13 protein-coding genes are annotated in these 12,912 nt (G+C 37.7%); 10 read left to right on the top strand and 3 right to left on the bottom strand.

Annotated elements, in window-relative coordinates:
- Position 1 precedes the first annotated feature (1 nt).
- Positions 2 to 1,093, bottom strand: coding sequence for a cytochrome aa3 quinol oxidase subunit II (gene qoxA, locus G8Y85_RS03460; protein ID WP_037565993.1), 1,092 nt, complete (start codon positions 1,091 to 1,093; stop codon positions 2 to 4).
- 476 nt (positions 1,094 to 1,569) lie between these two features.
- Positions 1,570 to 1,908 (bottom strand): immunoglobulin-like domain-containing protein, encoded by a 339-nt coding sequence (locus G8Y85_RS03455; RefSeq protein WP_037565995.1) that lies wholly within the window; start codon positions 1,906 to 1,908, stop codon positions 1,570 to 1,572.
- Positions 1,909 to 2,115: 207 nt separating this feature from the next.
- Here G8Y85_RS03455 and G8Y85_RS03450 point away from each other — a divergent pair, with 207 nt between their 5' ends.
- Positions 2,116 to 3,261, top strand: coding sequence for a globin domain-containing protein (locus G8Y85_RS03450; protein WP_060550785.1), 1,146 nt, complete (start codon positions 2,116 to 2,118; stop codon positions 3,259 to 3,261).
- A 153-nt stretch (positions 3,262 to 3,414) separates the two neighbouring features.
- On the opposite strand, the gene folD is transcribed toward G8Y85_RS03450, so the two are convergent.
- Positions 3,415 to 4,272 (bottom strand): bifunctional methylenetetrahydrofolate dehydrogenase/methenyltetrahydrofolate cyclohydrolase FolD, encoded by an 858-nt coding sequence (gene folD, locus G8Y85_RS03445; protein ID WP_037565998.1) that lies wholly within the window; start codon positions 4,270 to 4,272, stop codon positions 3,415 to 3,417.
- 210 nt (positions 4,273 to 4,482) lie between these two features.
- Between folD and purE the strand changes: the two genes are divergently transcribed.
- The 9 genes from purE to purN are packed head-to-tail and all read left to right on the top strand — an operon-like array spanning position 4,483 to position 12,910.
- The gene (purE, locus tag G8Y85_RS03440) at positions 4,483 to 4,965 is read left to right on the top strand and encodes a 5-(carboxyamino)imidazole ribonucleotide mutase (protein ID WP_165805422.1); all 483 of its coding nucleotides are present in this window, start codon (positions 4,483 to 4,485) and stop codon (positions 4,963 to 4,965) included.
- Complete coding sequence (gene purK / locus G8Y85_RS03435) at positions 4,952 to 6,079, top strand: 5-(carboxyamino)imidazole ribonucleotide synthase (protein WP_103345488.1); 1,128 nt, start codon at positions 4,952 to 4,954, stop codon at positions 6,077 to 6,079. The genes purE and purK overlap by 14 nt, the downstream gene beginning before the upstream one ends.
- Complete coding sequence (gene purC, locus G8Y85_RS03430; protein WP_085622582.1) at positions 6,076 to 6,783, top strand: phosphoribosylaminoimidazolesuccinocarboxamide synthase; 708 nt, start codon at positions 6,076 to 6,078, stop codon at positions 6,781 to 6,783. The genes purK and purC overlap by 4 nt, the downstream gene beginning before the upstream one ends.
- A 2-nt stretch (positions 6,784 to 6,785) precedes the next feature.
- Positions 6,786 to 7,055 carry a phosphoribosylformylglycinamidine synthase subunit PurS gene (gene purS, locus G8Y85_RS03425; RefSeq protein ID WP_037566003.1) on the top strand — a complete coding sequence of 90 codons (270 nt, stop codon included), beginning with the start codon at positions 6,786 to 6,788 and terminating at the stop codon, positions 7,053 to 7,055.
- Positions 7,055 to 7,726: a phosphoribosylformylglycinamidine synthase subunit PurQ gene (gene purQ, locus G8Y85_RS03420; protein ID WP_039646367.1), complete on the top strand. Its 672-nt coding sequence runs from the start codon at positions 7,055 to 7,057 to the stop codon at positions 7,724 to 7,726. The genes purS and purQ overlap by 1 nt, the downstream gene beginning before the upstream one ends.
- Complete coding sequence (gene purL, locus G8Y85_RS03415; protein WP_107401194.1) at positions 7,719 to 9,908, top strand: phosphoribosylformylglycinamidine synthase subunit PurL; 2,190 nt, start codon at positions 7,719 to 7,721, stop codon at positions 9,906 to 9,908. The genes purQ and purL overlap by 8 nt, the downstream gene beginning before the upstream one ends.
- Positions 9,887 to 11,308, top strand: a complete 1,422-nt coding sequence (purF, locus tag G8Y85_RS03410; RefSeq protein ID WP_107370561.1) for an amidophosphoribosyltransferase — start codon at positions 9,887 to 9,889, stop codon at positions 11,306 to 11,308. The genes purL and purF overlap by 22 nt, the downstream gene beginning before the upstream one ends.
- Before the next feature lie 4 nt (positions 11,309 to 11,312).
- Positions 11,313 to 12,341 carry a phosphoribosylformylglycinamidine cyclo-ligase gene (gene purM / locus G8Y85_RS03405; protein ID WP_103345490.1) on the top strand — a complete coding sequence of 343 codons (1,029 nt, stop codon included), beginning with the start codon at positions 11,313 to 11,315 and terminating at the stop codon, positions 12,339 to 12,341.
- A gap of 2 nt (positions 12,342 to 12,343) precedes the next feature.
- The gene (purN, locus tag G8Y85_RS03400) at positions 12,344 to 12,910 is read left to right on the top strand and encodes a phosphoribosylglycinamide formyltransferase (RefSeq protein WP_103345491.1); all 567 of its coding nucleotides are present in this window, start codon (positions 12,344 to 12,346) and stop codon (positions 12,908 to 12,910) included.
- The last annotated feature ends 2 nt before the right edge of the window (positions 12,911 to 12,912 follow it).

The raw sequence follows: 12,912 nt of genomic DNA, 5'->3' as shown, positions 1-12,912 counted from the left end.
ATTAATGTCCACCTCCACTTTTATCGTTTGATTCTGTTTTAGCACCTTTATGCATAGATTCCATTTCATCCATGTTGTGCTTTTCTTTTTTAATGAACTCATTATCGTATGGATCGCTATTACCTAAAATAACAGCTTTCATACCATGACGTTCATAGTTTGGATTTGAGATTTGTGGTTTACGTGCTGGCTTATTAGGTTCGCTTAGAACGCCTTCTTTATCATCATAGAAGTTTGGATCTTTAGGTGTGTAGTTAAAACGTTTGTAAGCATAAAAAATGTATTCAGGATCAGCTGCAGGATCCACGAATGCCATATGCGTTCCACTAAATGTTAATTCTTTGTTTGGTGTGATAGGTAAAAGTTGTTTATCAAAAGTATCTTGATCGATTTCTTTTTTAGATTTAGCTTCTTTTACCCATTTGTCATAATCGCTTTGACTAACTGCACGAACATTAAATGTGTGGCGAGAGAAGCCTTCACCATTAAAGTTCGAGTTACGGCCACGGTAAGTACCTTCTTCATTAGCTTGGTACGTCCATTGCATTGTCATACCAGTCATGGCATATTTTTGGCCCCCAAGTTGAGGTACCCAGAAACTTGTCATAGTATCCATAGCTTGAAGCTTGAATGTGACAGGACGGTTAGTTGGAATTGTAATGTGGTTAACCGTTTCAATTTTTTCTTCTGGATATGCGAAGAACCATTTGTAACCACCACTCACTGCATAAATGACCATTGGTTCATCTTTAGCTTTTGGTGGTTCTTCATATTCATAAAGTGACTTAACTGTTGGAATCATTAATGCAATTAAGATAACTACAGGAATGATAAACCAAATAGACTCAAGTAACACACTATGATGTACCTTGCCAGATTCACTCGTTTTGTTGTAACGATATTTAAATGTGAAAATAGCAAATAAAATAAGTACGACAGCAACAATGGCAACCATAAAGATAATTGAATAGATGATTAAAAATCTTTGGTCACTCGCCATTGGCCCTTTTGCGTTTAAAACTTCTACATCAGAACAGCCCGTAAGCAAAATCAGTGTTCCGAATGCAAGAAGCAAAGACTTTAATTTTGACACTTTTTTGACCTCCTAATACTACAATTGTAGGGCTTACATTAATTTTAAAATAATATGTGATATTTACAAGAGCCTTTTTAGAAATTTGTCTAAATTAATTTGTTGGAGGCCTTGCGACTCTAACACTGACAAGGGTTAGCGCCTTTATGAAAATAATGTGTACATTTTGTGAAATGTGTTATCTTTATAGGAATTCGCTTAAAAACCTACTATAATAGGCTTTTTTTAACGTTTTGAAATTATATTTTCATATTAAAGAAGGGGAAATTGAATGTTGATTGTAGGGAAAATACCGATTTATTTTTAGGAGTGTAAACGCGTACAATAAGAGGTAGATAAGGGCAAATGCTTCTCAATAGGAATGAGGGGTGTAGAAACATTACCCGAAATCGTATCAATATGAAAGAAGCGATGTTATGGATGAAATTATATTTGCATAACATCGCACAAACAAACTTTCATGAAAAAAATACGATTTAATCAGCAGCTGGTGCATCAATAACTTCTATGACACGGTGTGTTGTTTCGATTGCACCATCAGAATCTGCAACTTTATATTCTAATTGATATGTACCTGCTTTTGATGTATCAATATGACCGTTTACTTTAATTTGATCAGTGAGGTCGCCATCCTCGGCGTCATAAGCTTTAACACCTTCGAGGGGATTGTAGTGTGTACCAAGCGTGATTTTAGTATTTGACGTTCCTTTAATAGAAGGAACATGGTTTGTAGTCGCTTCAGCATTAAGATTAGGTGTAACGAGTGTAGCTGATACGCCTAACGCAGATAATGAATGTAGTAATTTTTGGTTCATTGGCTATAGCCTCCATAAGATTCAATACACGTTCATTATACCTGTTTCTTGAAGCCTAAAACATCAAACTTTAGAACTAAAATTTTTAAAATAATGTAAATGTCATAGATACGTCACTTAATGCGTGCTTATGCTACATATGAATAGGAAATATAATGTAAGTGGCGGTATCTTTATGAGTGAAATTTTTTTACAGGAGTGGTTGTAATGTTAACACAAGAAGAAAAAGGTATTATTTTAGAAACTGTACCTGTTTTACAAGAAAAAGGTACAGAAATTACATCAAAGTTTTATGGCAGAATGTTCAATCAACACCCTGAGTTGCGAAATATGTTCAACCAAACGAACCAAAAGAAAGGGTTTCAGTCTACAGCATTAGCGCAATCTGTTTTAGCTGCAGCAGTCAATATTGAAGATTTAACACCTATTTTACCTATTGTAAAAGAGATTGCGTATAAGCACTGTGCGTTAGATGTACGTCCAGAACATTATCCAATTGTAGGTGAAAATTTACTTGCAGCGATTCAAGAAGTAACAGGATTAGATGCAGATCACCCTATTATACAAACATGGGGGAAAGCATACGGTGATATTGCAGATGCATTTATTTCGGTTGAAAAAGATATTTATGCACATATGGCTTGGGAAGGTTTCAAACCTTTTAAAATTGAAAAGATTGAACAAATTACACATAATATTAAAGCATTTACAGTTGTTTCTGATGAAATAGATTTAAGTCAATTTATTCCTGGCCAATACATTACGGTCGATGTAGAAAGTGAAAAGCTTCCTTACCGTGCAAAACGTCATTACTCAATTATTGATGGCAATAAAAACTTCTTAACATTCGGTGTGCGTCGTGAAGTTGGAGATGGCCATGAAGGTGAAGTGTCAACTGTGCTCCATGATGAGTTTAATGAAGGTGATGACATTAACTTATCTGCGCCAGTAGGTGGCTTCCAATTACACAATACAGACAAACCACAATTATTCTTAGGTAGTGGCGTAGGGGTTACACCTCTAGTTTCTATGTATCGTCAAGCGGTTCAACAAGCACCTAAAGCACAATTCATTAACGTTGCAGCTTCTGAAGCGGATGTTGCATTTAAGGATGAGATTGATAACATTACAGCTCAAGGTACTGATGCTCACGTGCATAATCATTTACGTGATCAAGAAGGCTACTTACAAGCTGAAGAATTAAAGCAATATTTAACTGATGATACACAAGTGTACATTTGTGGTGGTACACCATTCTTGCAATCAATGATTAAAGAACTTAAAACGTTAAACTTCAACGAAGATAACATTTACTTTGAAACATTCGTTCCTCGATTAAGTGTAAATGTATAACAGATAAGATTAATTGAGAACCTAACCTAATTATGAACCTATTAAAAGGCCTTCAACATGCAATATGCATAAGTTGAAGGCCTTTATTTATGAGAGGTTGTCCCTAATCATTATTTATGTTAGTTATTCGTAAATACGTTTACTTATAAGTGTTTATTCTAAACCGCGACGCATTTTTTCAGCGATTAAGGTATTGTTGAGTACCATTGTAATCGTCATTGGACCAACACCACCAGGTACAGGTGTGATGGCACCAGCAACTTCTGATACTTCGTCGTATTCAACGTCACCTTTTAATTTGCCATTTTCATCAGGTGTGTTACCAACGTCGATTACGACAGCACCTTCTTTAACGTCTTCTTTTTTCACCATTCCAGGGCGTCCTACAGCGCTGACAATAACATCTGCATTTTTTAAATGTTCATGTATATTTTGGCTACGAGAATGAAGAATTGTCACTGTAGCATTTTGTTGAATTAATAATTTAGATACAGGTTGACCTACGATGTGACTACGTCCAATCACAACTGCATTTTTGCCTTCTAAATCAATATCAGCATGTTTTAATAATTCCATCACACCAAGTGGTGTACAAGGAATCAATTTTGCCTCGTCTAAGTATAAACGACCAATATTGATTGGGTGGAAACCGTCAACATCTTTATCAGGGTCAATCGCATCCAATACCTTTTGTTCATCTACTTGTTTAGGAAGGGGAACTTGCACTAAAATACCACTTACTGTGTCATCATTGTTTAAACGGTCAAGTTCTTTTAAAACGTCAGCTTCAGAAGTAGCTTCATCAAGATGAATCACTTCGGAAATCATGCCGATTTTCTCAGCAGCTTTCTTTTTTGAACGTACATAACTTTGACTCGCACCATCATTACCAACGAGAATCACTGACAACTTTGGTGTGTACCCTTTTTGTTTTAAAACTTCAACCTCATCTTGCAAACCTTGGCGGTAGTCCTTTGCGATTTGCTTACCATCTAAAATTTTTGCACTCATAATTCTAAATCCTCCCTTTGAATAGTTCGAACTTTTTACGTACATTCATTGATTTCATTAAGTTTTAACGGTTAAAAACCGAAATATTTAACGAAAATATGTAATAAAGTTCGATTTTTGCATTGAAAAAAGCATGTCACATTGTTATGCTATACCTGTAATATACAACTAATTGGTTTGGTATTTCAAATGATTGAAAGGGTGTTCATAGTGAAAATTGCGGTCATAATGGGAAGTTCATCAGACTGGCAAATTATGAAAGAAGCATGTGACATGCTGGAATATTTTAATATTCCGTACGATAAGAAAGTTGTTTCTGCACATCGTACGCCACACATGATGGTGGACTTTGCAACACATGCGTATGAAAACGGATATCGTGCGATTATTGCAGGAGCTGGAGGGGCGGCGCATTTACCAGGTATGGTTGCATCTATGACTACATTACCGGTCATCGGTGTACCGATTGAATCTAAAAGTTTGAAGGGTCTGGATTCATTATTATCTATCGTTCAAATGCCCGGAGGTATTCCAGTTGCTTCCACTGCAATTGGTAAAGCAGGTGCTAAAAATGCAGGCATACTTGCTGCGCGTATATTAGGAACAACAGATGAATCGATTCAACGTCAACTTTGCGCCTACGAACAATCACTCGTTGAAAAAGTGGAGGATATGCAAAATGACTTACAATAAACTCAAATTTGGAGCAACGATAGGCATTATTGGTGGAGGACAACTTGGAAAAATGATGGCACAATCTGCGCAAAAGATGGGCTATCGCGTTATTGTTCTGGATCCTGACAATGCATGCCCAACTAAGCACGTTGCACATCAATTTATTCATGCTGCATATGATGACGAAGCTGCATTAAACGAATTAGGTGAACAATCAGATGTAATCACGTACGAGTTTGAGAATATTAATGCTGAACAACTAAAAAAGTTAACGACACGTTTTAATGTTCCTCAAGGATATGAAGCAATTCAATTATTGCAAGATCGTCTTATTGAAAAACAATCTATCTCTAAAGCCGGGGCACATGTTGTACCGTTTTTACAAATTACTTCTGAAGATGATTTAAAAGAGGCTGGTCAACGACTCGGTTATCCATTCATCGTGAAAACACGCTTTGGTGGTTATGACGGTAAGGGTCAAGTATTAGTAAATTCTGATGTAGCCTTTGACGAAGCCAAAACATTAATTGCACAACAAGAATGTGTCGCTGAACAATATTTAAATTTAAAAAGGGAAGTCTCATTAACTGTTACAAGAGGAGTAGATGGTAGTGTCGTATTCTTCCCACTTCAAGAAAACGAACATCGCAATCAAATTTTGTTTAAAACCATCGTACCTGCGAGAGATGACCATGAAGTATTCGCACGTGAAGAAGTCAAAAAGATTATGAAGGCTATCCATTTTGTAGGTACGTTCACCGTAGAATTTTTTGTGGATGATAATCATCAACTATTTGTGAATGAAATAGCACCTAGACCACATAACTCAGGCCACTATTCTATTGAAGCGTGTGACTATTCACAATTTGATACGCATATTATGGCTGTAACGGGTCAAACGCTTCCAGAAAATATTGAACTCTTAAAACCTGCAGTGATGATGAATTTACTAGGCAAAGATTTAGATTTACTCGAAGATGAATTTAACTTACATCCAGAATGGCACGTGCATATTTATGGTAAAACGTCACGAAAACCTTTAAGAAAAATGGGCCATTTAACTCAATTAACAGAGCAAATTGAAGCTACTGAACAAAATCTTGTCGCATATTTTGAAGGGAGAAAATCATGAAACACGCATTATTATATGAAGGCAAAGCCAAACGTGTATATGAAACGGACGAACCACATGTATTACGTATCGAATATAAAGATGAAGTAACAGCTGGAAATGGTGCAAAGAAAGATGAAATGTCTGGTAAAGGTCGTTTAAATAACCGCATTACAGCAGCTATTTTTGAATATATCGCACAGCATGGTGTGAAAAGTCATTTCATTCGTCGCATCTCAGAAACAGAGCAGCTTGTACAAGCTGTTGACATCGTACCTTTAGAAGTTGTTGTAAGAAACATTGCGGCGGGATCTATTACGAAACGTTTAGGTTTTGAAAATGGTCATCGTTTTGATGCGCCGTTAGTTGAATTCTTTTATAAAAAAGATGAATTGAACGATCCATTAATTACAGAGGATCATATTCAACTCCTGCATATTGCCAATGAAGAAGAAATACAAAGTTTAAAAGCACAAGCATTGCAAGTTAACCAAGCATTAATTCAACTTATGGATGAGCTTCAATTGGATTTAGTAGATTTTAAAATCGAATTTGGTAAAGATCGAGAAGGTCACTTACTCTTAGCAGATGAAATTTCACCAGACACATGTCGTATTTGGGATAAAGTGACAGGTGAGAACTTTGATAAGGATGTTTATCGCAACGACACTGGCTCATTGATTGAAACGTATGAATCATTTTTAAATAAACTGGAGGCACTTTAATCATGAAAAATATTGAATTACACATTACGTTACAACCGCAAGTTTTAGATACGCAAGGTCAAGCATTGACACGTGCGGTACACGACTTAGGCTACAAGCAAGTCAATGATATTCGTGTTGGTAAAGTACTGTATTTAACGGTTGATGAAGCGACTGACGAAGCCATTCATAATGTGGTCACTACATTAAGCGAAAAATTATTCGCTAATACAGTCATTGAAGAGTATAACTATACGATTTTAGGTGAAGCTTCAGAAAAGGAGAATGACTAATGAAATTTGCGGTACTTAAATTTCCAGGTTCTAACTGTGACCGCGATATGTTTAATGCAGCGATTAAATCTGGTGTAGAGGCTGAGTATGTAGACTATCGCGAAACATCTTTAGCTGGATTTGACGGGGTGCTCATTCCAGGAGGGTTCTCATTTGGAGATTATTTACGTTCAGGTGCTGTAGCAAGTGTGGCACCTATTATAAATGAAGTGAAACGTTTAGCGGATGAAGGCAAACCTGTACTCGGTGTTTGTAACGGATTCCAAATTTTAACTGAAATTGGCTTACTTCCAGGTGCTTTACTACATAATGATAGCCATTTATTTGTAAGTCGTAATGAACGTTTAATGATTACAAATGCAGCAACACCATTTACACATTTATATGAAGAAGGAGAGGAAGTAGTTTATCCAGTCGCTCACGGTGAAGGTCATTACTATTGTACTGAAGCTATGTATCACGATTTGGTTCAGAATAATCAAATTATTTTGAAGTATACTGATAATCCTAATGGTTCATATGAAGATATTGCAGGCATCGTATCTAAGGAAGGCAATGTGTGTGGAATGATGCCACATCCTGAACGAGCATTGGAAAAAATACTCGGTACGGATAGTGGCGTGAAATTATTTGAATCAATGGTGAAAAGTTGGAGGGAACAACATGCCTAAATTTTTAGAACCTACTGCAGAAGAGGTTAAAGTTGAGAAGTTATATCAAGATATGGGATTAAGCGATGCAGAATATGAGAAAGTTCAACGTATTTTAGGTCGTGATCCTAACTTTACAGAAATAGGCATTTTTTCGGTAATGTGGAGTGAACATTGCTCATATAAGCATTCTAAACCATTCTTAAAACAATTTCCGACAACAGGCGAACACGTGTTAATGGGACCTGGTGAAGGTGCTGGTGTTGTGGATATCGGTGATCAACAAGCTGTCGTTTTTAAAGTGGAATCACATAACCATCCGTCAGCGATTGAACCATACCAAGGTGCTGCGACAGGTGTTGGAGGTATCATTCGTGACATCGTTTCAATAGGTGCGCGTCCAATTAATCTTCTTAATAGTTTACGTTTTGGTGAACTTAGTGAGAAAACAAATCGTCGTTTATGTCGTGGTGTCGTTGCAGGTATTGGTGGTTATGGGAACTGTATCGGTATCCCAACGACAGCTGGTGAAATTGAATTTGATGAACGTTACGACGGTAATCCACTTGTCAATGCAATGTGCGTAGGTGTAATTGATCATGACATGATTCAAAAAGGGACTGCCAAAGGGGAAGGCAACTCCGTTATTTACGTAGGGCTTAAAACAGGTCGTGATGGTATTCATGGAGCGACGTTTGCATCGGAAGAATTGACAGAAGAAAGCGAAAGTAAACGTCCATCTGTTCAAATTGGTGACCCATTCGTTGGTAAGAAATTAATGGAAGCAACATTAGAAGCAATCCAATATAAGGAACTTGTAGGCATCCAAGATATGGGAGCAGCAGGTTTAACATCATCATCTTCTGAAATGGCTGCAAAAGGTGGAAGCGGTATTCATTTAGAACTTGAGAAAGTGCCAGTTCGTGAACATGGTATTTCTCCTTATGAAATGATGCTTTCAGAAACACAAGAGCGTATGTTACTTGTAGTAGAAAAAGGAACAGAACAAAAATTCTTAGATTTATTCGATTACTATGAACTAGACAGCGCGGTTATCGGTAAAGTGACAAATACAAATCGTTTCGTCCTCACTTATGAAGGTGAAGTTTATGCAGATATTCCTGTTGAACCATTAGCAGACGAAGCGCCAGTTTACATTTTAGAGGGAGAAAAACCTGAATACACGCCAGAAACACGTGACTATGCAAACATTGATGCAGACGATGTGTTCACAAAATTATTAACACATCCAACCATCGCGTCTAAACAATACTTGTATTCGCAATATGATCAACAAGTGGGTGCAAATACAATCGTAAAACCAGGTTTACAAGCATCTGTTGTACGTGTTGAAGGGACGAATAAAGCAGTAGCCTCTACTATCGATGGTGAAGCACGCTATGTTTTTAATGATCCATATGAAGGTGGCAAAATGGTGGTTGCTGAGGCATATCGTAATCTTATTGCTGTGGGTGCTAAACCTTTAGCGATGACTGATTGCCTAAATTATGGTTCACCTGAGAAAAAAGAAATTTATCAGCAATTAATTGATTCTACACGCGGAATGGCAGAAGCATGTGATGTATTACAAACACCAGTGGTTTCAGGGAACGTTTCATTATATAACGAAACCCGTACGTCTTCCATTTTCCCAACGCCAGTAGTTGGTATGGTGGGATTAATTGAGGATATTGATTATTTGAATAATTTCCAGCCAGAAGCAGGCGATACGTTGTATTTAGTAGGGGATACGAAGGCGCATTTTGGTGGTAGCCAAATTGAAAAACTATTATATCAACGCGTGAATCATGAATCAGAACATGTGGATTTAACAGAAGAAGCAGCACGTGGTGAAGCCATTCGTGAAGCCGTTCGAAGTGGTCAATTGTCACACGTTCAAACAGTAGGTAAAGGTGGCGTATTAATTACGCTAGCTCGAATGAGTGCATATTTTGATTTAGGAATTGATGCTGTATTACCGTTTTCACGAGAACTGTTCTTTAGTGAAACACCAGGTCGCTATATTGTAAGTGTAAAAGCAGGACAAGAATTTAATATGAAAGATGCAATCAAAATTGGTACATTTACGGATCAAGATGCATTTAAAGTTCAAGGTTCTGATACAACTATTGAACGTCGAACATCTGACATTAAGCGTGAATGGGAAGGAGCAATTGAGGCATGTATGACATCCGCGGATTAAATGAAGAATGCGGTATTTTCGGAATATGGAATCATCCTCATGCAGCACACTTAACTTACCTTGCACTACACAGTTTACAACATCGCGGTCAAGAAGGTGCTGGAATTGTATGTTCTAATGGTGAACAACTCTTTGGTGCAAGAGGAATGGGATTATTAACTGAAGCGATTTCGGATGCACAATTAAAATCTCTTGAAGGCTATAAACACGCGATTGGACACGTACGTTATGCGACGACTGGTGCTAGCGAAGTGTCTAATGTGCAACCGTTTTTATTTAAACATTCCAAAGGTGATCTAGGATTAGCCCATAACGGGAACCTTACGAATGCACTTCAATTACGAAGAGCGATTGAATCTACAGGCGGTATTTTTCAAACGACAAGTGATTCAGAAGTGCTGGCACATCTTTTGATTAAGGGGACTTCAAAATCAATTAAAACAAATCAAAAATCAGCACTAAAACAAATGAAAGGGGCTTTCAGTTGTGTCATTTTAAATGAACAACAATTGACCGCAACACGAGATCACCGTGGTGTGCGCCCATTAATGCTAGGTAAAGTTGATGGTGCCTATTGTGTTGCGAGCGAAACATGCGCATTTACGGCGATTGGTGCGGAATATATACGTGATATTGAGCCAGGGGAACTGATTACTTTTTCAAATGAAGATGATATTGACTACGATCATTACACGTCTGATATCGATCATCGCATGTGTTCAATGGAATATGTTTACTTCGCACGTCCAGATTCAGAATTTCGTAAGCACTCTATCTATCAAGTGAGAAAAGCTTTAGGTAGACAATTAGCGAACGAAATGGATGTTGAAGCAGATATCGTAATTGGCGTTCCTGATTCATCGTTACAAGCAGCTAAAGGCTTTTCGGAAGCTTCTGGTGTGCCAAACGAACAAGGATTACTTAAAAATCGTTATATCGGGCGCACATTTATAACACCTGATCAAGCAGTACGCGAACGTCAAGTTCGAATGAAACATGCGCCAATTCGTGATGTCATTGAAGGTAAACGTGTCGTGGTGATTGATGATTCTATTGTCCGTGGCACGACAAGCAAACATATTGTAAAGACGTTAAAATCCGCTGGAGCAAAAGAGGTGCATATGGGCATTTCATCTCCACCTCTTAAAAATCCATGTTATTACGGTATTGATGTATCAACACATGCTGAATTAATGGCGGCGCAATATGATCTTGATGAAATTAGAGACATGATTGGTGCAGACTCACTGACGTATTTATCTGTAGAGGGTATGCATGATGTCTTTAAACAATATGGTTCTAAAGGCGAATGTAATGCATGCTTTACTGGAGCATATCCAATTGAAATTGTAGATCATGAATTACCGGTAGCAAAAGAATTAAAGCGTAGAGGAGTGTAAAGTCATGGCTGAATCATATAAGCAAGCTGGTGTAGATATTGAAGCGGGATATCAAGCGGTAAAACGCATGTCACGCCATGTTGAACGTACTATGCGTAAAGAGGTACTAGGCGGTCTAGGTGGTTTTGGTGCGACATTTGACTTGTCACAACTGAATATGAAAGCGCCTGTATTAGTCTCTGGAACGGATGGTGTGGGTACGAAATTAAAATTAGCAATTGATTACGATCGACATGACACGATAGGTATAGATGCCGTAGCGATGTGTGCGAATGATATTTTGACAACTGGAGCAGAACCACTTTACTTTTTAGATTACATTGCAACAAATAAAGTGATTCCAGAGGTTATTGAACACATTGTTAAAGGAATTAGTGATGGCTGTGAGGAAACAGGTATGGCCCTTATAGGTGGCGAAACTGCAGAAATGGGTGACATGTATCATGAAGGGGAATACGATGTTGCTGGTTTTGCAGTTGGTGCTGTTGAAAAAGAAGACTATATTGATGGCAGTCAGGTCGCTAAAGGTGACATCATTATAGGTTTGGCCTCACATGGTATCCATTCAAATGGATACAGCTTAGTGCGTAAATTGGTTGCAGAATCAGGTGTCAATGTTCATGATACGTTTTCAAATGAATCCTCATACTTAGACGTTTTGTTAAAACCAACAGCTTTATATGTACGTCCAGTATTAGCTGTAAAAAAAGAAGTGAAAATTAAAGCGATGACACATATTACAGGTGGAGGTTTCTTTGAGAATATTCCACGTGCTTTACCTGAGGGGAAAACAGCGGTCATTGATACAACATCATTCCCGACGCCACGTATTTTCGATTGGTTACAACAACAAGGACAAATTGAAACTGCAGAAATGTATAACATTTTCAACATGGGAATTGGGTATACGATGGTGGTATCAGCTGAAGATGAGCAACGCGTCCATGAATTATTAAAACAAGAAAACTGTGAAGCCTATACGATTGGTTATATAGATGAAACATCTGAACCGATTCGTTTGTCGGGGGTGTAAAAATGGTTAAAATAGCCATTTTCGCGTCAGGATCAGGTACCAATTTTGATAATATTATGCAGCATATTGAGAGAGGGAAACTTGAAAATATCGAGATGACTGGTTTATATACGGATCAACCAGGCGCACCTTGTGTTTCACTTGCCCAAAAGTATCATGTCAATATTTATGCATATGATCCGAAGCAGTTTTCTTCAAAACAGCACTTCGAAGAAACATTATGTGACTCACTTCAAAAAGACGGTGTTGAATGGATTGTGTTAGCAGGCTATATGCGATTAATAGGGGAAACACTGCTCCATGCTTATGAAGGACGGATTTTAAACATACATCCGTCACTTCTTCCTAAATATAAAGGCAAGCATGCGGTAGAACAGGCGTTAAACAACAGGGAAACAACAACAGGAACAACGGTACATTATGTAGATGCTGGCATGGACACTGGGGAAGTCATTGCGCAGCGAGAATGTCCAATATATCCTGATGATGCAGTGACAGATCTTGAGCAACGCATTAAAGCATTGGAATATGAATTGTATCCTGAAGTCATTCAAAAGATTATTCGATAAGG

The sequence above is a fragment of the Staphylococcus sp. 11007852 genome (genome assembly GCF_011394325.1).
Classification (GTDB): Bacteria; Bacillota; Bacilli; order Staphylococcales; family Staphylococcaceae; genus Staphylococcus; species Staphylococcus agnetis.
This window is presented reverse-complemented; position numbering and strand designations above follow the sequence as displayed.

Coding starts and splice junctions, on each gene's coding strand:
- purC (WP_085622582.1), top strand. CDS start 6,076: ATGAAACACGCATTATTATATGAAGGCAAAGCCAAACGTGTATATGAA.
- purQ (WP_039646367.1), top strand. CDS start 7,055: ATGAAATTTGCGGTACTTAAATTTCCAGGTTCTAACTGTGACCGCGAT.
- purK (WP_103345488.1), top strand. CDS start 4,952: ATGACTTACAATAAACTCAAATTTGGAGCAACGATAGGCATTATTGGT.
- purM (WP_103345490.1), top strand. CDS start 11,313: ATGGCTGAATCATATAAGCAAGCTGGTGTAGATATTGAAGCGGGATAT.
- purN (WP_103345491.1), top strand. CDS start 12,344: ATGGTTAAAATAGCCATTTTCGCGTCAGGATCAGGTACCAATTTTGAT.
- purS (WP_037566003.1), top strand. CDS start 6,786: ATGAAAAATATTGAATTACACATTACGTTACAACCGCAAGTTTTAGAT.
- folD (WP_037565998.1), bottom strand. CDS start 4,272: ATGAGTGCAAAAATTTTAGATGGTAAGCAAATCGCAAAGGACTACCGC.
- G8Y85_RS03450 (WP_060550785.1), top strand. CDS start 2,116: ATGTTAACACAAGAAGAAAAAGGTATTATTTTAGAAACTGTACCTGTT.
- purF (WP_107370561.1), top strand. CDS start 9,887: ATGTATGACATCCGCGGATTAAATGAAGAATGCGGTATTTTCGGAATA.
- G8Y85_RS03455 (WP_037565995.1), bottom strand. CDS start 1,908: ATGAACCAAAAATTACTACATTCATTATCTGCGTTAGGCGTATCAGCT.
- purL (WP_107401194.1), top strand. CDS start 7,719: ATGCCTAAATTTTTAGAACCTACTGCAGAAGAGGTTAAAGTTGAGAAG.